Annotated in this window: 17 protein-coding genes; 8 read left to right on the top strand and 9 right to left on the bottom strand. The window is 59.3% G+C overall.

What is annotated here, in order from left to right:
- Nucleotides 1–21: 21 nt before the first annotated feature.
- The 7 genes from ispC to rpsB all read right to left on the bottom strand — a co-directional run bounded on the left by ispC (nucleotide 22) and on the right by rpsB (nucleotide 6,104).
- The gene (gene ispC, locus FIV39_RS03180; RefSeq protein WP_090408509.1) at nucleotides 22–1,212 is read right to left on the bottom strand and encodes a 1-deoxy-D-xylulose-5-phosphate reductoisomerase; all 1,191 of its coding nucleotides are present in this window, start codon (nucleotides 1,210–1,212) and stop codon (nucleotides 22–24) included.
- Nucleotides 1,209–2,018 carry a phosphatidate cytidylyltransferase gene (locus tag FIV39_RS03175; RefSeq protein WP_090408511.1) on the bottom strand — a complete coding sequence of 270 codons (810 nt, stop codon included), beginning with the start codon at nucleotides 2,016–2,018 and terminating at the stop codon, nucleotides 1,209–1,211. The genes ispC and FIV39_RS03175 overlap by 4 nt, the downstream gene beginning before the upstream one ends.
- Nucleotides 2,019–2,774: a polyprenyl diphosphate synthase gene (gene uppS, locus FIV39_RS03170; RefSeq protein WP_090408514.1), complete on the bottom strand. Its 756-nt coding sequence runs from the start codon at nucleotides 2,772–2,774 to the stop codon at nucleotides 2,019–2,021.
- A 17-nt stretch (nucleotides 2,775–2,791) separates the two neighbouring features.
- Nucleotides 2,792–3,349, bottom strand: coding sequence for a ribosome recycling factor (frr, locus tag FIV39_RS03165; protein ID WP_016974404.1), 558 nt, complete (start codon nucleotides 3,347–3,349; stop codon nucleotides 2,792–2,794).
- Nucleotides 3,346–4,089: a UMP kinase gene (gene pyrH / locus FIV39_RS03160; protein ID WP_003172271.1), complete on the bottom strand. Its 744-nt coding sequence runs from the start codon at nucleotides 4,087–4,089 to the stop codon at nucleotides 3,346–3,348. The genes frr and pyrH overlap by 4 nt, the downstream gene beginning before the upstream one ends.
- Nucleotides 4,090–4,298: 209 nt before the next feature.
- Nucleotides 4,299–5,162, bottom strand: a complete 864-nt coding sequence (gene tsf / locus FIV39_RS03155; RefSeq protein ID WP_065926460.1) for a translation elongation factor Ts — start codon at nucleotides 5,160–5,162, stop codon at nucleotides 4,299–4,301.
- A 204-nt stretch (nucleotides 5,163–5,366) separates the two neighbouring features.
- Entirely contained in the window at nucleotides 5,367–6,104 is a 738-nt protein-coding gene (gene rpsB / locus FIV39_RS03150) for a 30S ribosomal protein S2 (protein ID WP_003219330.1), read from the bottom strand.
- Nucleotides 6,105–6,491: 387 nt separating this feature from the next.
- Between rpsB and map the strand changes: the two genes are divergently transcribed.
- The 4 genes from map (at nucleotide 6,492) to FIV39_RS03130 (ending at nucleotide 12,566) form a co-directional block, all read left to right on the top strand.
- The gene (gene map, locus FIV39_RS03145) at nucleotides 6,492–7,274 is read left to right on the top strand and encodes a type I methionyl aminopeptidase (protein ID WP_083359813.1); all 783 of its coding nucleotides are present in this window, start codon (nucleotides 6,492–6,494) and stop codon (nucleotides 7,272–7,274) included.
- Between the two features lie 65 nt (nucleotides 7,275–7,339).
- Nucleotides 7,340–10,042, top strand: coding sequence for a [protein-PII] uridylyltransferase (locus tag FIV39_RS03140; RefSeq protein WP_090408521.1), 2,703 nt, complete (start codon nucleotides 7,340–7,342; stop codon nucleotides 10,040–10,042).
- 45 nt (nucleotides 10,043–10,087) lie between these two features.
- Entirely contained in the window at nucleotides 10,088–11,287 is a 1,200-nt protein-coding gene (gene dapC, locus FIV39_RS03135; protein ID WP_090408524.1) for a succinyldiaminopimelate transaminase, read from the top strand.
- Nucleotides 11,288–11,348: 61 nt separating this feature from the next.
- Nucleotides 11,349–12,566: a M12 family metallopeptidase gene (locus FIV39_RS03130; RefSeq protein ID WP_090408528.1), complete on the top strand. Its 1,218-nt coding sequence runs from the start codon at nucleotides 11,349–11,351 to the stop codon at nucleotides 12,564–12,566.
- Nucleotides 12,567–12,589: 23 nt separating this feature from the next.
- Here the strand turns inward: FIV39_RS03130 and FIV39_RS03125 are convergent, their stop codons facing one another.
- On the bottom strand, nucleotides 12,590–14,233 hold the full coding sequence (locus FIV39_RS03125) for a Na+/H+ antiporter (protein ID WP_090408531.1): 1,644 nt from the start codon (nucleotides 14,231–14,233) through the stop codon (nucleotides 12,590–12,592).
- Nucleotides 14,234–14,514: 281 nt separating this feature from the next.
- Here FIV39_RS03125 and FIV39_RS03120 point away from each other — a divergent pair, with 281 nt between their 5' ends.
- The 4 genes from FIV39_RS03120 to FIV39_RS03105 all read left to right on the top strand — a co-directional run bounded on the left by FIV39_RS03120 (nucleotide 14,515) and on the right by FIV39_RS03105 (nucleotide 17,570).
- Nucleotides 14,515–14,823: an arsenate reductase gene (locus FIV39_RS03120; protein ID WP_236692109.1), complete on the top strand. Its 309-nt coding sequence runs from the start codon at nucleotides 14,515–14,517 to the stop codon at nucleotides 14,821–14,823.
- A gap of 32 nt (nucleotides 14,824–14,855) precedes the next feature.
- Complete coding sequence (dapD, locus tag FIV39_RS03115) at nucleotides 14,856–15,890, top strand: 2,3,4,5-tetrahydropyridine-2,6-dicarboxylate N-succinyltransferase (protein ID WP_027604485.1); 1,035 nt, start codon at nucleotides 14,856–14,858, stop codon at nucleotides 15,888–15,890.
- A 64-nt stretch (nucleotides 15,891–15,954) separates the two neighbouring features.
- Nucleotides 15,955–17,160, top strand: a complete 1,206-nt coding sequence (locus FIV39_RS03110; protein ID WP_090408537.1) for an aminotransferase class V-fold PLP-dependent enzyme — start codon at nucleotides 15,955–15,957, stop codon at nucleotides 17,158–17,160.
- Nucleotides 17,157–17,570 (top strand): SufE family protein, encoded by a 414-nt coding sequence (locus tag FIV39_RS03105; RefSeq protein WP_090408540.1) that lies wholly within the window; start codon nucleotides 17,157–17,159, stop codon nucleotides 17,568–17,570. Before FIV39_RS03110 ends, FIV39_RS03105 begins: the two co-directional genes overlap by 4 nt.
- Nucleotides 17,571–17,625: 55 nt before the next feature.
- Here the strand turns inward: FIV39_RS03105 and tcdA are convergent, their stop codons facing one another.
- Complete coding sequence (gene tcdA, locus FIV39_RS03100) at nucleotides 17,626–18,435, bottom strand: tRNA cyclic N6-threonylcarbamoyladenosine(37) synthase TcdA (RefSeq protein WP_390620680.1); 810 nt, start codon at nucleotides 18,433–18,435, stop codon at nucleotides 17,626–17,628.
- Nucleotides 18,436–18,638: the final 203 nt, after the last annotated feature.

The following is an 18,638-nucleotide window of genomic DNA, read 5'->3' as shown; positions in this document are numbered from 1 at the left end:
AGGCTCAATCGCGCCCACAGATTAACGCGCGTTGCGGTTCAACCATTGTTCAGCCAAGGCGCGTGCCTTGGTATCCGCCTCGAATACCGCCCCGAGGTCACTGACTGCCACCACGGGCTCAAGACCCAGGACGTCCTCGATGATACTCGCGATCTGCGGAAAGCGGATGCGCCGTTCGAGAAACGCCGCCACGGCCACTTCATTCGCCGCATTGAGCATCGCCGGTGCGCTGTTACCCGCCTCCGCCGCCTCACGCGCCAAACGCAGGCAAGGAAAACGCTGCTCGTCCGGCGCTTCAAAGTCCAGGCGGGCAATTGCAAACAGATCCAATGGCGCTACGCCGGAATCAATCCGCTCCGGCCAGGCCAGGGCATTGGCGATCGGGGTGCGCATATCGGGATTACCCAATTGGGCCAATACCGAGCCATCCACATAGTCGACCAGTGAATGAATCACACTTTGCGGGTGAATCACCACCTCGACCTGATCCGGTCGCGCATCGAACAACCAACAGGCCTCGATCAACTCCAGGCCTTTATTCATCATGCTTGCCGAGTCTACGGAAATCTTGCGGCCCATCGACCAGTTAGGATGAGCGCACGCCTGATCCGGAGACACATGCTCCAACTCCGCCAAGGGAGTTTGCCGGAAAGGACCACCCGAAGCGGTCAGCAGAATCCGACGCACACCCACCTGGCTCAGACCGCGAGCAAAGTCACCCGGCATGCATTGGAAGATTGCATTGTGCTCACTGTCGAGGGGCAGCAGCACGGCACCGCTCTTGCGCACCGCCTGCATGAAGAGCGCGCCGGACATCACCAGCGCTTCTTTGTTGGCCAGCAGGATTTTCTTGCCCGCATCCACGGCAGCCAAGGTCGGACGCAAGCCGGCGGCACCGACGATCGCGGCCACCACCGTATCCACCTCGGCATCGGCCGAGACCTGGCACAACCCCTCCTCCCCCACCAGCACCTGAGTGGCCAGCCCGGCAGCCCGCAGATCATCCTGCAGGCTCCGTGCAACCGAACGCTCAGGCACGACAGCAAAGCGCGGCACATGGCGCACGCACAGCGCCAACAGTTCGCTGAGGCGGCTGTACCCGGTCAAGGCAAACACTTGATAGCGGTCAGGGTGACGAGCGATCACATCCAGCGTGCTCAACCCCACCGAGCCGGTTGCACCCAGCACGGTCACTTGTTGCAGGCGGCTCACGAAGCGGTCATCCACAACAGCACGGCAAAGATCGGGATGGCAGCGGTAAGGCTATCGATACGATCCAGCACCCCGCCATGACCCGGCAGCAGGTTGCTGCTGTCCTTGATCCCGGCCTGGCGCTTGAACATGCTTTCGGTGAGGTCACCGACCACCGAGATAAATACGACGATGGCCGTGCCCAGCAGGGCCAGGAAGATTTCCTTCGCCGACCAGTCGCGCACCAAGCCCACCACAAGAGTGATCGCCAGCGTCAACGCCAGGCCGCCATACACACCCTCCCAACTCTTGCCCGGGCTGACTGCCGGCGCCAGCTTGCGCTTGCCGAATGCCCGACCAGAGAAGTAAGCGCCGATGTCTGCGCCCCAGACCAGCACCATCACCGCCATGATCAGCCAGTTACCCATCGGCGAATTCTTGATCTCCACCAGCCCTTGCCAGGCCGGCAACAGGATCAACAAGCCAATCACCAACTTGCTGGCAACGCTGGACCACTGGCCACTGCTACGCGGAAAGGTCAACACCAGATAGGTCGCAAGCGCCCACCACAGCACCGCCGCCCCCAATACCCAAGGTACGATGATGCTCGACAGGGTGTGCATCAGAAACAGCAGCACCGCCACGACAACGGCATACACCACTCGCGGTAATTGCGCGTTGAAACCTGCCAATCGCGCCCACTCCCAGGCACCCAGGGTTACCACCAGGCCGATAAACAGTGCAAAGCCAGAGCCATCCAGCAGGAAAAACCCGCACAGGGCAATCGGCAACAGTATCAGTGCTGTGATGATTCGTTGTTTAAGCATTTAAACCCGGGCTCCAGCTTCGATCTGCTCACTCGTTTTACCGAAGCGACGCTGACGGGAAGCGAAATCGGCCAGCGCAGTGCGCATGGCATCGTGTTTGAAGTCCGGCCAGAACAGGTCGGAGAAGTACAGCTCGGTGTAAGCCAACTGCCACAAGAGGAAATTGCTGATGCGATGCTCACCACCGGTACGGATACACAAGTCAGGCAACGGCAGGTCACCGGTCACCAGACAGGTTTGTAGCAATTCAGGCGTGATGTCGTCCGGCCGCAGATGACCGGCCTGCACTTCGCGGGCCAGTCGCTGCGCTGCCTGGGCAATATCCCACTGGCCGCCATAGTTGGCTGCGATTTGCAGCACAAAGCGGTTGGTGCCAGCCGTGATAGCCTCGGCTTCACGCATGGCCGCCTGTAGTTCCGGATGGAAGCGCGAGCGGTCGCCGATGATGCGCAGGCTGATGTTGTTGTCGTTGAGGCGCCTGGCCTCACGACGCAGGGCCTTGAAGAACAGGTCCATCAAGGCGCTGACTTCTTCGGCGGGCCGCTGCCAGTTTTCACTGGAGAAGGCGAACAAGGTCAACACCTCGACCTTGGCCTCGGCACACACCTCAATCACAGCCCGCACCGCATCGACACCCGCCTTATGCCCGGCGACACCCGGCATAAAGCGTTTTTTCGCCCAGCGATTATTCCCATCCATGATGATCGCGACATGGCGCGGCACCACAGAGGGCACAGTCTGCTTGGTCTTTTCCATGAAGGCGTCCTGACCCCTTATACGGCCATCAGGTCCTTTTCTTTTTCTTCCGTGGCCTTGGTGATCTGGGCCTCGGCGTCCTTGGTCAGTTTATCGATATCAGCGACGGCACGACGCTCTTCGTCTTCGCTGATTTCCTTGTCCTTGACCAGTTTCTTCAGGTCACCCAAGGCATCCCGACGGATGTTGCGCACCGCAACGCGTGCATCTTCAGCCGCGCTACGCGCCTGCTTGGTGAAGCCCTTACGGGTTTCCTCAGTCAGGGCCGGCATGGAGATCAGCAGCAACTCGCCCAGGTTGGTCGGGTTGAGGTTCAGGCCGGCGCTCTGGATGGCTTTGTCGACTGCTGCGAGCATGTTGCGCTCGAAGGCCACGACTTGCAGGGTGCGCGAATCTTTTACGGTAACGTTGGCCACGCCGCTCAGCGGGGTATCAGCGCCGTAATAAGGCACCATCACGCTCCCCAGGATGCTCGGGTGCGCCTTACCGGTACGAATCTGGCCGAATGCGTGGCTCAGAGACTCCAGGGATTTCTGCATACGCGCTTGGGCGTCTTTCTTGATTTCATTGATCATTGTTGGCCTTCCTCGATCAGAGTCCCTTCCGCGCCGCCGTGTACGATATTCAGCAGGGCACCGGGCTTGTTCATGTTAAATACGCGCAGCGGCATCTTATGGTCGCGACACAGGCAAATAGCCGTCAGGTCCATCACACCCAGCTTGCGATCCAGCACTTCATCGTAGGTCAGATGATCGAACTTCTCGGCATGCGGGTCTTTGAATGGGTCTGCGGTGTACACGCCATCTACCTTGGTCGCCTTGAGCACCACGTCAGCATCGATCTCGATGGCACGCAGGCAAGCAGCCGAGTCCGTGGTAAAGAACGGGTTGCCGGTACCGGCAGCAAAGATCACCACCTCTTTGGCGTTCAGGTGGCGCATGGCTTTGCGACGATCATAGTGATCGGTCACGCCCACCATGGAAATAGCCGACATCACGATAGCCGAGATATTGGCACGCTCCAGGGCGTCACGCATGGCCAGGGCGTTCATCACAGTGGCCAGCATGCCCATGTGGTCGCCGGTGACCCGATCCATACCGGCCGCACTCAGTGCCGCGCCGCGGAACAGGTTACCCCCACCGATCACCAGGCCGACCTGTACGCCGATCCCGACCAACTGGCCGACTTCCAGCGCCATGCGGTCGAGCACCTTGGGATCGATCCCGAACTCTTCCGAGCCCATCAGGGCCTCGCCGCTGAGCTTGAGTAGAATGCGTTTATAGCGAGCCTGATAACCACTGCCCTGCTGAGCCATTGCGAATCTCTCCTGCGGCGTATTTTAAAAATTCTTGGCGAGCCGTTTACGGCTTGCATTCACTCTAGCTGGACGCTCTCACAGCGCCATCGGAACACGGCTTTGTAAGCCAGTTCCGAGGGTAAGCCAAATAAAATCGGCCTGCCCATTTGAAAAGAGGCTGCGCGCGTGAGCGGGCAGCCTCTTTCGGGCGACAGTTAAAAACTGTCTTATTGCTTGGCGGCAGCCAGCTGGGCAGCAACTTCTTCAGCGAAGTTGTCGACCGGCTTCTCGATGCCTTCGCCTACTTTGAAGTAAGTGAAGGAAACGATTTCAGCACCGGCTTTCTTAGCCAGTTCGCCAACCTTGACTTCAGGGTTCTTGACGAACGCCTGCTCAACCAGGCTTGCTTCGGCCAGGAACTTGCTGATACGGCCCTTGACCATATTCTCAACAATGTTTTCGGGCTTGCCTTTGATTTTTTCTTCGTTCAGCTGCAGGAACACAGCTTTTTCACGCTCGATCGCTTCGGCAGAAACTTCCGAAGGCAGCAGGAACTCTGGGTTGCTGGCCGCTACGTGCATAGCGATGTCTTTGGCCAGCTCAACGTTGCCGCCCTTCAGGACAACTGCAACGCCGATCTTGTTGCCGTGCAGGTAACCACCAACAACATCACCTTCAACGCGTACCAGGCGACGGATGTTGACGTTTTCGCCAACCTTGCCGACCAGTACCAGGCGATCAGCTTCTTGAGCGGCGATCAGCGGAGCGACGTCAGTCAGCTTGTCGGCAAACGCTTTTTCAACGCTGGCAGCAACAAATGCCTTGAAGTCGTCCTGCAGGGCCAGGAAGTCGGTCTGAGAGTTCACTTCCAGCAGAACAGCAGACTTGCCGTCTTCTTTCAGAGCGATAGCACCTTCAGCAGCCACGTTGCCTGCTTTCTTGGCAGCCTTGATGGCGCCGGAAGCACGCATGTCATCAATGGCTTTTTCAATGTCGCCGTCAGCCTTTTCCAGGGCTTTCTTGCAATCCATCATGCCTTCGCCGGTACGCTCACGCAGTTCTTTAACCAACGCTGCAGTAATTGCTGCCATTTTCAAATTCCTCTTGGATAGGTTTTCAACCATTCCACCCGATCGAACGGGGGATCAATTCTTCCCGAACCACCCTTGTTAGCCGCTGCACGTTACAGTCGCTATGTTGCGCTGCCACAAGTGGGCGCTCACAAATGGTTTTCGAGGTGGCAAAAAGGGGGCCAAGCCCCCTTTTTGCTTACTGAGTCAACGCCAGGGCGTCAATTACTCAGCTGCGGCTACCGGAGCTTCTTCAACGAACTGCTCGGTACCACCAGCAACGTGGTTGCGACCACGGATTACAGCGTCAGCCATCGAACCCATGTACAGCTGGATAGCGCGGATTGCGTCATCGTTGCCTGGGATGATGTAGTCAACGCCTTCCGGGCTGCTGTTGGTATCGACTACGCCGATAACAGGGATGCCCAGTTTGTTGGCTTCGGTGATCGCGATGCGCTCGTGATCAACGTCGATAACGAACAGTGCGTCAGGCAGACCGCCCATGTCCTTGATACCACCCAGGGAACGATCGAGCTTTTCCAGGTCACGAGTGCGCATCAGCGCTTCTTTCTTGGTCAGCTTGGCGAAAGTACCGTCTTCGGCTTGCACTTCAAGGTCACGCAGACGCTTGATGGAAGCACGGATGGTTTTGAAGTTGGTCAGCATGCCGCCCAACCAGCGGTGATCGACGTACGGAGAACCGCAACGTGCTGCTTCTTCAGCAACGATCTTGCCAGCGGAACGCTTGGTGCCGACGAACAGAATCTTGTTTTTGCCCTGGGCCAGGCGCTCTACGAAAGTCAGAGCTTCGTTGAACATTGGCAGGGTTTTTTCAAGGTTGATGATGTGGATCTTGTTACGCGCGCCGAAAATGTATTTACCCATTTTCGGGTTCCAGTAACGGGTCTGGTGACCGAAGTGCACACCGGCCTTCAGCATATCGCGCATGTTGACTTGGGACATGATAGTTCCTTAATAAGTCGGGTTTGGCCTCCACGTATCCCAATGACCAACCAGCGGCATCAAGCCCCCCGGCACCCAGGTCATCGTGTCGACACGTGTGTGGATTTAAGCTTTTCGGGGTATCCCCGGAAAGCGGCGCATTTTATACCATACGAAGGGCAAAAACGAAACACGCAATCACATTTGGTGTGAGCGAGGGGTACGCAACCCTTTGAATAGAGCCGATATAACCCCATCTGATAGAGAGAAGCGATCGTCAGGGGCTCATGATTTGCCGCCCGCGTCTGTTAGAATCGCGTTTTTTGGGGCTTGTGCGAATTCTGTAACCTTTTGTCGCACGCCCGTAAACCGTATTGATTTCAGCGCTTCGCGCTAGAGAGAGCTTGTATGACCGTTAGTTTGAAAACCGCCGAAGACATCGCCGGCATGCGCATCGCCGGCAAACTGGCTGCCGACGTGCTGGAAATGATTGCCGAGCACGTCAAGCCCGGCGTTACCACGGAAACCCTGAACCAGATCTGCCACGACTATATAGTCAATGTGCAGGGCGCCATTCCTGCGCCGCTGAACTACAAGGGCTTCCCCAAGTCGATCTGCACGTCAGTCAATCACGTGGTCTGCCACGGAATACCTGGCGACAAGCCGTTGAAGGACGGCGACACCCTGAACATCGACGTCACCGTGATCAAGGACCGCTACTTCGGCGACACCAGCCGCATGTTCCACGTCGGCACCGTGCCGGTCTGGGCCGAGCGCCTGTCCCAGGTCACCCAGGAATGCATGTACAAGGCCATCGAAATCGTCAAGCCTGGCTGCCGCCTGGGCGACATCGGCGAGGTGATCCAGAAGCACGCCGAAAAGAACGGCTTTTCGGTGGTGCGTGAATTCTGCGGCCACGGTATCGGCACCGTGTTCCACGAAGAACCACAGATCCTGCACTACGGCCGCGCCGGCACCGGCATGGAGCTCAAGGCAGGCATGACCTTTACCATCGAGCCGATGATCAACCAGGGCAAGGCCGACACCAAGGTGCTGGGCGACGGTTGGACCGCCATCACCAAGGACCGCAAGCTCTCGGCCCAGTGGGAACACACCTTGCTGGTCACCGAAACCGGCTACGAGATCTTCACCCTGCGCGCCGACGACACAATCCCACGCATTTCGGCGTAAAAGGCTGCCAAGGTTTTCCCAAACTGTGTTGTGACTGACTGATAGATAGAAAGGAAAGCCGATCGATGCCCCAGGTGGATCCCGAACTCTTCGACCGTGGCCAGTTCCAGGCCGAACTGGCCCTGAAAGCGAGCCCCATCGCCGCCTTCAAGAAGGCTATCCGCCAGGCCCGTGAGGTGCTCGACGAGCGCTTTCGCAGCGGCCGGGACATCCGCCGGCTGATCGAGGACCGCGCCTGGTTCGTCGATAACATCTTGCAAAAGGCCTGGGAACAGTTCAGCTGGAGCGAAGACGCCGATATCGCCCTGGTGGCGGTCGGCGGCTACGGTCGCGGCGAGCTGCACCCCTACTCCGACATTGATCTGCTGATCCTGCTGGACAGCGCCGATCATGAGATCTTTCGCGACTCCATCGAGCGCTTTCTGACACTGCTGTGGGACATCGGCCTGGAAGTCGGCCAGAGCGTGCGCTCGGTGGACGAATGCGCCGAAGAGGCCCGCGCCGACCTCACCGTCATCACCAACCTGATGGAAAGCCGCACCATCGCCGGCCCCGAGCGCCTGCGCCAGCGCATGCTCGAAGTCACCAGCACGGCGAACATGTGGCCGAGCAAGGATTTCTTCCTGGCCAAGCGTGCCGAACAGAAGGCCCGGCACCACAAGTACAACGACACCGAATACAACCTTGAACCCAATGTCAAAGGCTCGCCGGGCGGGCTGCGCGACATCCAGACGATTCTGTGGGTAGCCCGCCGCCAATACGGCACCCTGAACCTGCGCGCCCTGGCCGGCGAAGGCTTCCTGGTGGAGAGCGAGAACGCCCTGCTGGCGTCGTCCCAGGAATTCCTGTGGAAAGTGCGCTACGCCCTGCACATGCTCGCCGGGCGCTCCGAAGATCGCCTGCTGTTCGATCACCAGCGCTCCATCGCAACCCTGCTGGGGTTTGACGGCGAAGACGCGAAGACCAGCATCGAAAGTTTCATGCAGCAGTACTACCGGGTGGTCATGAGCATTGCCCAGCTCAGCGACCTGATCATCCAGCACTTCGAAGAAGTGATCCTGGCCCCCGAAGACGAAACACCGCCGCAGCCGATCAATTCGCGCTTCCAGCTGCACGACGGCTATATCGAGGCACGCAACGACAACGTGTTCCGTCGCACCCCGTTCGCCATGCTGGAAATCTTCGTGCTGATGGCCCAGCAGCCGGAAATCAAGGGCGTACGCGCCGATACCATCCGCCTGCTGCGGGAAAACCGTCACCTGATCGACGATGACTTTCGCAACGACATTCGCAACACCAGCCTGTTTATCGAGCTGTTCAAGTGCAAGATCGGCATCCACCGCAACCTGCGCCGCATGAACCGCTACGGCATCCTCGGGCGCTACCTGCCGGAGTTCGGCTTTATCGTCGGGCAGATGCAGCACGACCTGTTCCACATCTACACCGTGGACGCCCACACCCTGAACCTGATCAAGCACTTGCGTAAGCTGCAGTACACCCAGGTATCAGAGAAATTCCCGCTGGCCAGCAAGCTCATGGCCAAGCTGCCCAAGCCGGAGTTGATCTACCTGGCCGGCCTGTACCACGACATCGGCAAGGGCCGGCATGGCGACCACTCGGAAATCGGCGCGGTCGATGCCGAGGCGTTCTGCCAGCGCCACCAACTGCCGCTGTGGGACAGCCGCCTGATCGTGTGGCTGGTGCAGAACCACCTGGTGATGTCGACCACCGCCCAGCGCAAGGACTTGTCCGATCCGCAGGTGATCCACGATTTCGCCGGGATCGTCGGCAATGAAACCCGCCTCGATTACCTGTACGTGCTGACAGTCTCCGACATCAACGCCACCAACCCGACGCTGTGGAATTCCTGGCGTGCCAGCCTGTTGCGCCAGCTCTACACCGAGACCAAGCGCGCGCTGCGCCGTGGCCTGGAAAACCCGGTGGACCGCGAGGAGCAAATCCGCCGCACCCAAAGCGCCGCCCTGGACATCCTGGTGCGCGGCGGCAACGACCCGGACGACGTCGAGCAACTGTGGTCGCAATTGGGTGACGACTACTTCCTGCGCCACACCGCCGGCGATGTGGCCTGGCACACTGACGCGATCCTGCAGCAGCCGGCCGATGGCGGCCCGCTGGTGCTGATCAAGGAAACCACCCAGCGCGAATTCGAAGGCGGCACGCAGATCTTCATCTATGCGCCCGACCAGCACGACTTCTTCGCCGTGACCGTGGCTGCCATGGACCAGCTCAACCTGAACATCCATGACGCCCGTGTTATCACCTCCAGCAGCCAGTTCACCCTCGATACTTATATCGTGCTGGATACCGAAGGCGAGTCCATCGGCGATAACCCGGCCCGGGTGAAAAAGATCCGCGAAGGCCTGACCGAAGCCCTGCGCAACCCCGATGACTACCCGACGATCATCCAGCGCCGGGTACCGCGCCAGCTCAAGCACTTTGCGTTTGCGCCCCAGGTGACCATTTCCAATGACGCGCAGCGTCCGGTGACCGTGCTGGAGCTCAGCGCCCCGGACCGGCCAGGCCTGCTGGCACGGATCGGCGGTATTTTCCTGGAATTCGATTTGTCACTGCAGAATGCCAAGATTGCAACCTTGGGCGAACGGGTGGAAGACGTGTTCTTTATTACCGACGCCGATAACCAGCCGCTGTCCGACCCGGAGCTGTGCCGCCGCTTGCAGGAAGCCATCGTCCAACAGTTGAGCGTCAATCAGGAAAATAACGTTGCGTTATCGCGCTTGAGTATCTGACCGACAGCCCTTTTTTGCTTCCAATGAATTGAACGAGATCCACCGATGAACAACGCCCTGAACCAGCTGCAGCCCTACCCGTTCGAGAAATTGCGCGCCCTGCTGGGCAGTGTCACGCCGAACCCGGACAAACGCCCGATTGCGCTGTCCATCGGCGAACCCAAGCACAAATCCCCGGCATTCGTCGCCGAGGCACTGAGCAATAACCTCGACCAGATGGCGGTGTACCCCACCACGCTGGGTATTCCCGCCCTGCGCGAGGCCATTGGTGCCTGGTGCGAACGCCGCTTCAACGTACCCAAGGGCTGGCTGGATCCGGCGCGCAATATCCTGCCGGTCAACGGCACCCGTGAAGCGCTGTTCGCCTTCACCCAGACCGTGGTCAACCGTGGCGACGACGCGCTGGTGGTCAGTCCGAACCCGTTCTACCAGATCTACGAAGGCGCTGCGTTCCTGGCCGGGGCCAAGCCGCACTACCTGCCATGCCTGGACGCAAACGGCTTCAACCCGGATTTCGAGGCGGTATCGCCAGACATCTGGAAACGCTGCCAGGTCCTGTTCCTGTGCTCCCCAGGCAACCCTACCGGCGCGCTGATCCCGGTTGAGACGCTGAAAAAACTCATCGCCCTGGCAGACGAATATGACTTCGTCATCGCCGCAGACGAGTGCTACAGCGAACTGTACTTCGACGAACAAACCCCGCCACCGGGCCTGCTCAGTGCGTGTGTCGAGCTGGGCCGCCAGGACTTCAAGCGTTGCGTGGTGTTCCACAGCCTGTCCAAGCGCTCCAACCTGCCGGGCCTACGCTCCGGTTTTGTCGCTGGCGACGCCGAGATTCTCAAGGCCTTCCTGCTCTACCGCACCTACCACGGCTGCGCGATGCCGGTGCAAACCCAGCTGGCCAGCATCGCCGCCTGGCAGGACGAAGCCCACGTACTGGCCAACCGAGACCTGTACCGCGAGAAATTCGATGCAGTGCTGGCGATCCTCAAACCCGTTCTGGATGTGCAAAGCCCGGACGGTGGTTTCTACCTGTGGCCGAACGTGAATGGCGACGATGCCGCGTTCTGCCGGGAGTTGTTCGTGGAAGAACATGTGACCGTGGTACCGGGCTCGTACCTGTCGCGGGAAGTGGATGGCGTGAACCCCGGCGCCGGGCGCGTGCGCATGGCGTTGGTTGCGCCGCTGGCCGAGTGTGTGGAAGCAGCTCAGCGGATCAGGGAGTTCCTCCTGCGCAGGCAGTAACCCCTTCGCCCCTCCCCCGCGCTGTGCAATGCAGCGCGGACTGTGATTAAAAACGGTGGTCATGGCTCCCGGCCTTCATCGCCTCGAATATGCTTACGCCTTCCCTGCGCAACCTCATGGAACCCTGGTCACCCGATGCGACACTTACCGTGCATCTTCTGACACGTCGTCCGACTTCCTGGACTTGGAATTGACCATGATTGCGCCGAATATGCTGCCACTGCCCGCAACCGCAGAAAAAAACATCTATGAAAGCCCTGAAAACCAATCAGCCCCTTTGCGCAGAAACAAACGCGGCGTCGCGTTGTTTGAACGGTTATGGCCACAGAATTCAAACTTAACGATTTCTCTCGCTAACATGGACGAGCGCGAAAAGGCGCTCACTAAAGCGAACATCAACCAATGGGCTCCGCATATAAACCTGAAACTTAAATTTGTCGAAACACCTGACGCAGACATAAGAATCACCTCTATTTCAGCGCCTGCCGCAGGATGGTCGAGGATCGGTAAAGACGCCAAAGAAATCCCGTCTTCTGAGTTCTCCATGGGCATCAATTTCAAGAACGACGACAACAAAGTCATTCGAACCATACAACATGAGTTCGGACATGCCTTGGGCCTGGATCACGAACATAAGCATCCAGACCGAACGCTTGAGTTCGATAAAGAAAAGCTCTATGCCTATGCCCAATCAGTTGGCATGAGCAAAGCAGAAACGGACAGTCAGATATTATTCAAATATCACCAGAAGAGACTGAAGATCAAAACATCCGACTACGACAAAAAGTCGATAATGCATTATGAGTTCGCGTCCGACTTACTCAAAGACGGGAAAGGCATTGGAATGAACATTGAGTTATCCGAAGACGATATCAACTTCATCAAGACGCTTTACCCGCGCAGCCTGCCATCACCCGCAAAGACCGCGAAATATTTCAATGCGTCGGCGACAGTCAGCAAACTCTGGCCTAACCACTCCACCGTCACGCTGTCACTACTCAACATGAGTGATGCGCAAAAAAAATTCACTCAAGAACACATCGCCCTGATGCAACCCTATATAAACCTCAAGCTCGAATTTATTGAGGGCCCCAGGGGCGACATAAGAATAGCCCCCACCGCCAAAGGTAAAAAAAGCTGGTCTGCGATCGGAACCGATGCGAAGCGTGTGCACCTATCGAAGCCAACGATGGGCATCGATTTCGATTCAAAAAAGAAATATCCCAGTCTCTTCATGAAGAACTTATTCGCCCAAGCGCTGGGTTTTGGAAAGCAATAACGTCTGTACTGCGGGCCGCCTGCTCACTTTATATACCCCAGGTTCGCTTCCTCCATATCCAACTCAGCCAACACTTCACGTAGCACGTCATCACCAATCTGGTGATGACGGCTCAAGCTGTACAACTCCAACCGCTGCGCACGCAGGGCCTTGAGGCGCAGTTTGCGCTCAAGCAAGTCCATGTGGCGCGCCAGTGCCTGGGCTTCGACCGAGTCGTTGAATACCTCCAACTGATGACGATATTCCGACATCAATCGTGCCTTGAGCTCAGTAGCTAATGCGGCCTGGGCGGCGTCCTGGCTGTCGGTCTCGGCCGGCTCCTCGGCCTCCAGGGCATGGATCGCTGCCACCGCAGTCTTCTTCCAGGCCTCGCGCACTTCGTTGTGGCGCTTTTCGTCCGGGCTCTTTTCGATGCCGCGCAACAGCAGCGGCAACGCGATGCATGCGGCGATCAGCGACAGCAGGATCACGCCGGCGGCAATGAAGATCAGCAGATCACGCTCGGGAAAATCCTGACCCGGCGCCAGCAGCAACGGCACCGACATCACACCCGCCAGAGTCACGGCACCGCGTACACCGCCAACGGTCAACAGCCAGCAGGAACGGGCGGTCGGCACCAGCGTCAGCTCACTTTCCCCACGAAACCGTCGCAGCCAGCCTGATAAGCGCCAGATGCTTTGCACCCAGATAAAGCGCAAGACCACCAGCACCAGAAAAATCGCGATCACATCCAGGCAGCGATACAGCAACGTCGGCCACAACGTCGGCTCATGGCTCACCACGGCCTTGATGATGTCCGGCAGTTGCAGGCCCAGCAGCAGGAAGACCAAGCCATTGAAGGCAAACTCCAGCAATGACCAGACGCTGCGGTTAAGCAACCGTGTACTGGTCTGGCGGGGCAGCAGGTCCAGCCAGCTCTGCATCATCCCCGCCGCCACCGCCGACAGAATGCCCGAGGCCCCCAGGCGTTCAGCCAGCACATAAGCGGCAAACGGCAGCAGCAACATGAACACCACATGGGTAGCCGGGTCGTCCCATCCCCGTGCGATCATCCAGGCACGCAAACGGCCGACCAGCCAGCTCAACGCCACGCCCACCGCCAGGCCACCGACAGCCACCATTACGAACGTCAGACTGGCATCCGTCAGCGAAAATATTCCAGTCAATGCCGCCGCCAGCGCAAACTTAAACGTCACCAGGCCCGAAGCATCATTCATCAAGGCCTCGCCCTGAAGCATATGCATCAACGGCGTTGGCAAACGGTTCTGGGCAATGGCTGACACCGCCACGGCATCCGTCGGCGATAAAACGGCCGCCAAGGCGAAGGCCACCGGCAGCGGAATCGTAGGCAGTATCCAATGAATGAAATAACCGGCACCCACCACGGTAAACAGCACCAACCCCACCGCCAGCGTCAGGATCGGCCCTCGCAGGCGCCACAATTCGCGCTTGGGCATGCGCCAGCCATCGGAGAACAGCAACGGTGGCAGGAACAGAAACAGGAACAGCTCCGGGTCCAGCGCCACATGCAGCCCCAGTGTGGGCCAGGCCAGCAAGGCGCCTGCGGCAATCTGCACCAGGGGTAGCGGCAGGGGGATGACACGCCCGACCAGACGCGAAACGCTGACCAGCATCAGCAGGATAAGAACGGTGTAGGCGGTTTGCATAACGCGGGTTTCCCGGACAATCGACTTGCAACGACACACATCAGGCAACAACTGGCCGTTGAAGTGCCATATTACCCGGCTATGTTACCCACCTATGCCGCGCGCTGGCTTTTGCACAAAAGTCGCACGGTGCTGACGAGCGGCACCCAAACCCGCTGGTCGTGGCATAATCCGTGATCTTTCATTTTCATTGGCACTTACGTCAGTAAAGCAGGGGGGGCAATTCCTTGACCGCTTCAAGCAAAACGTTGCACCTTTTCGGCATCAAAGCCTGCGACACCATGAAAAAGGCGCGCACCTGGCTCGATGAGCACGCTGTGAGCTATGAGTTCCATGACTACAAAACGGCCGGTATCGACCGCGAACACTTGACCCAATGGTGCAACGAGCACGGTTGGCAGGTGGTTTTGAACCGTGCGGGCACCACCTTTCGCAAACTCGAAGACGAACGCAAAGCCGATCTCGATCAGTCGAAAGCCATTGAATTGATGCTCGCGCAACCTTCGATGATCAAGCGCCCGGTGCTTGATCTCGGTGACAGAACCCTGATTGGCTTCAAGCCAGATACATATTCGGCGGCCCTCAAGTAGGCCAGCCCTTCCATTTTTGTAGAGGTAACAGCATGTCCAATTCCCTGTTCAGCCTGGGCTTCGGCGTCGGCACTCAGAACCGCCAAGGTGCTTGGCTGGAAGTGTTTTACGCACAACCCTTGCTCAACCCATCGGCTGAAATCGTTGCCGCCATCGCGCCGATCCTCGGCTACAGCGAAGGCAACCAGGCGATCACCTTCACCGTCGCCCAGGCTCTGCAACTGGCTGATGCGCTCAAAGGCGTCGACGCCACCCAAGCCGCTCTGCTGAGCCGTCTGGCTGAAAGCCACACTCCGCTGGTCGCCACCCTGCTGGCCGAAGACGCCGCACTGACGTCCACCCCAGAGGCCTACCTCAAGCTGCATCTGCTGTCCCATCGCCTGGTCAAGCCACATGGCCTGAGCCTCGCCGGTGTGTTCCCGCAGTTGCCGAACGTGGCCTGGACCAGCCAGGGTGCAATCGACATCAATGAGCTGGCCGAACGCCAACTGGAAGCCCGCCTGCGTGGCGAGCTGCTGGAAGTGTTCTCGGTGGACAAGTTCCCGAAAATGACCGACTACGTGGTACCGAGCGGCGTGCGTATCGCTGATGCCGCGCGTATCCGCCTCGGCGCCTATGTGGGCGAAGGCACCACCGTGATGCACGAAGGTTTCGTCAACTTCAACGCCGGCACCGAAGGCCCGGGCATGATCGAAGGCCGTGTATCAGCCGGCGTGTTCGTCGGCAAGGGTTCGGATCTGGGCGGCGGTTGCTCGACCATGGGAACCCTGTCGGGCGGCGGCAACATCGTGATCAAGGTTGGTGAAGGCTGCCTGATCGGTGCCAACGCCGGTATCGGTATCCCATTGGGCGACCGCAACACCGTGGAGTCGGGCCTGTACGTCACTGCCGGCACCAAGGTTGCACTGCTGGACGAGTCGAACCAACTGGTCAAGGTGGTCAAGGCGCGTGAGCTGGCCGGCCAACCGGACCTGCTGTTCCGCCGTAACTCCGAGACCGGTGCCGTGGAGTGCAAAACCCACAAATCGGCCATCGAACTGAACGAAGCGCTGCACGCTCACAACTAAGCAGCCACTCGATGCCACTAGCGGGCCCCGACCCTGGGGTTCGCTTATACGAGTCTTGAACACCATGCTTGTGCCCTCCCCCTGGCGCGCCGACTTTCCGGCCATCGCCACCCTGCAACGGCAAGACCAGACCTATCTGGACAACGCCGCGACGACGCAAAAACCCCAAGCCCTGCTGGATGCCATCAGTCATTACTACGCCAATGGCGCCGCCAATGTGCACCGTGCCCAGCATTTGCCGGGCGCCCATGCGACCCAGGCCTTCGAGGACAGTCGCAGCAAGGTTGCACAGTGGTTGAATGCAGGTGACAGCGGGCAAATCATGTTTACCCACGGCGCGACCTCTGCGCTGAACCTCCTGGCCTATGGCCTCGAGCACTTATTCAATGCGGGCGATGAAATTGTCATCAGCGCCCTGGAACACCACGCCAACCTGTTGCCGTGGCAACAACTGGCCAAGCGTCGTGCACTCACCCTGGTGGTATTGCCACTCGGCGATGACGGCGTGATCGACCTGCAAGCCGCCGCCGAGTTGATCGGCCCGCGTACGCGCCTGCTGGCGGTGAGCCAACTGTCCAACGTCCTCGGCACCTGGCAACCGCTGCAAGCCTTGCTGGCCTTGGCCCACGTCCACGGCGCCCTGACCGTGGTCGATGGCGCCCAAGGCATTGTCCACGGCCGCCACGACGTACAGGCCCTGGGCTGCGACTTCTATGTATTTTCCAGCCACAAGCTGTACGGACCCGACGGCGTCGGCGTGCTGTACGGCAGCCACGAAGCCCTGCATCACCTGCGCCATTGGCAGTTTGGCGGCGAGATGGTGCAACAGGCCGACTACCACAGCGCCAGCTTCCGCCCGGCACCACTGGGTTTCGAGGCCGGCACCCCGCCGATTGCCGGCGTGATCGGCCTGGGCGCGACCCTGGACTACCTGAGTTCGCTTGACCCACAGGCGGTTCTCACCCATGAAGCGGCCCTGCATGACTACCTGTTGCGCGGGCTGAACGCGCGCAATGGCGTGCGCGTGCTGGGTTCGCCGCAGGTGGCGCTGGTCAGTTTTGTGGTCGAGGGCGTGCACAACGCCGACCTCGCGCACCTGCTGACCGAGCAAGGCATTGCCGTACGTGCCGGCCATCATTGCGCGATGCCGCTGCTCAAGGCGATGCATTTGTCGGGAGCGATCCGTGTATCCCTGGCGCTGTATAACGACTCCGATGACCTGGAACGCTTCTTTGAAGCGCTGGACCAGGCGCTGGATATGTTGCGATGAGCCTGCCAGTGGATGCGCTGGCTGCGCTGGAAGCCTTTCAGTCAGTCGGCAGTTGGGAACAACGCGCGCGAATGCTGATGCAGTGGGGTGAACGTCTGCCCGCATTGGCGGATGAGGATAAGGTCGATGCCAACCTGGTGCAGGGCTGTGAAAGCCTGGTGTGGTTGGTGGGGCGCTTGCACGATGGTCACTGGCAGTTCGCCGCGAGCAGCGAGGCACGCATGATTCGCGGGTTGGTAGCGTTGCTGCTGGCGCGGGTCAACGGGTTGTCGGCGGCTGAGTTGGGGTCGGTTGATCTGACTGATTGGTTCGCACAGTTGGGCCTGTCGCGGCAATTGTCGCCGTCACGCAGCAACGGTCTGAATGCTGTACTGCAGCGCATGCGAACACTAAGCCATACACAAAACTGAATGTGGGAGGGGGCAAGCCCCCTCCCACATTTGGATCTATGTTCGACAGTGAGATCTAGGTGGGCTTGACCCGCTCGGAAGGCCGGCGCACGCCGGCCACAATCTTGTCCACCGCCTTGGTCGCCGCGACCATGCCGAAGGTCGCCGTCACCATCATCACCGCGCCAAACCCACCGGCGCAGTCGAGCTTCACCCCATCACCGACAAAACTCTTCTGCAAACAGATGCTGCCGTCCGGCTTGGGATAACGCAGTTGCTCGGTGGAAAACACGCACGGCACGCTGTAATGACGGGTCACGGTGCGGGAAAAGCCGTAGTCACGGCGCAAGGTGGAGCGCACTTTCGACGCCAAGGGGTCATTGAAGGTGCGGTTCAGGTCGCACACCTGGATCAGCGTCGGGTCGATCTGCCCGCCGGCGCCGCCAGTCGTGATGATCTGGATCTTGCGGCGCTTGCACCAGGCAATCAGTGCGGCCTTGGCGTTAACCGCGTCGATGCAGTCGATCACGCAGTCGATAGTCGGCGTGATGTACTCGGCCATGGTGTCGCGGGTGACGAAATCCGCCACCGCATGCACCGTGCAATCCGGGTTGATAGCGCGCAGGCGCTCGGCCATCACCTCGACCTTGGGCTTGCCCACGGTGCTGTCCAAGGCGTGCAGTTGGCGGTTGCTGTTGCTGACGCAGACGTCGTCCAGGTCGAACAGCGAAATCTCGCCCACCCCGCAACGGGCCATGGCCTCAGCGGCCCACGAACCGACACCGCCGACGCCGACGATCGCCACATGGGCCGCTTTCAAGCGCTCCAGGCCTTCAATGCCATACAAGCGGGCGACGCCTGCAAACCGCGGATCTTCTGTACTCATGACCATTACCCCAAAAACCGGCGCGCATTATAGGGCCACGCAGCGACAAGTTTTAAGCTACAAACTACAAGTTAAGAACTTAGATGTACTTTCGCTGCCCAATGTCCGGTTTTTCTCGGCTTGCTGTACGGTCAGGGAAAGGCCGGTGTAGGATGCGCGCCGTTCGGTGTAGGCCGACACCTCTTTTCGTTCCGCACCCTTTG

Origin of the sequence: Pseudomonas grimontii (assembly GCF_007858185.1) — a bacterium.
Lineage (GTDB): Bacteria > Pseudomonadota > Gammaproteobacteria > Pseudomonadales > Pseudomonadaceae > Aquipseudomonas > Aquipseudomonas grimontii.
This window is presented reverse-complemented; position numbering and strand designations above follow the sequence as displayed.

Coding starts and splice junctions, on each gene's coding strand:
- FIV39_RS03105 (WP_090408540.1), top strand. CDS start 17,157: ATGAGCCTGCCAGTGGATGCGCTGGCTGCGCTGGAAGCCTTTCAGTCA.
- map (WP_083359813.1), top strand. CDS start 6,492: ATGACCGTTAGTTTGAAAACCGCCGAAGACATCGCCGGCATGCGCATC.
- tsf (WP_065926460.1), bottom strand. CDS start 5,162: ATGGCAGCAATTACTGCAGCGTTGGTTAAAGAACTGCGTGAGCGTACC.
- uppS (WP_090408514.1), bottom strand. CDS start 2,774: ATGGAAAAGACCAAGCAGACTGTGCCCTCTGTGGTGCCGCGCCATGTC.
- FIV39_RS03175 (WP_090408511.1), bottom strand. CDS start 2,018: ATGCTTAAACAACGAATCATCACAGCACTGATACTGTTGCCGATTGCC.
- frr (WP_016974404.1), bottom strand. CDS start 3,349: ATGATCAATGAAATCAAGAAAGACGCCCAAGCGCGTATGCAGAAATCC.
- FIV39_RS03110 (WP_090408537.1), top strand. CDS start 15,955: ATGCTTGTGCCCTCCCCCTGGCGCGCCGACTTTCCGGCCATCGCCACC.
- FIV39_RS03120 (WP_236692109.1), top strand. CDS start 14,515: ATGAAAAAGGCGCGCACCTGGCTCGATGAGCACGCTGTGAGCTATGAG.
- FIV39_RS03140 (WP_090408521.1), top strand. CDS start 7,340: ATGCCCCAGGTGGATCCCGAACTCTTCGACCGTGGCCAGTTCCAGGCC.
- FIV39_RS03130 (WP_090408528.1), top strand. CDS start 11,349: ATGGCTCCCGGCCTTCATCGCCTCGAATATGCTTACGCCTTCCCTGCG.
- dapD (WP_027604485.1), top strand. CDS start 14,856: ATGTCCAATTCCCTGTTCAGCCTGGGCTTCGGCGTCGGCACTCAGAAC.
- tcdA (WP_390620680.1), bottom strand. CDS start 18,435: ATGAGTACAGAAGATCCGCGGTTTGCAGGCGTCGCCCGCTTGTATGGC.
- rpsB (WP_003219330.1), bottom strand. CDS start 6,104: ATGTCCCAAGTCAACATGCGCGATATGCTGAAGGCCGGTGTGCACTTC.
- pyrH (WP_003172271.1), bottom strand. CDS start 4,089: ATGGCTCAGCAGGGCAGTGGTTATCAGGCTCGCTATAAACGCATTCTA.
- dapC (WP_090408524.1), top strand. CDS start 10,088: ATGAACAACGCCCTGAACCAGCTGCAGCCCTACCCGTTCGAGAAATTG.
- FIV39_RS03125 (WP_090408531.1), bottom strand. CDS start 14,233: ATGCAAACCGCCTACACCGTTCTTATCCTGCTGATGCTGGTCAGCGTT.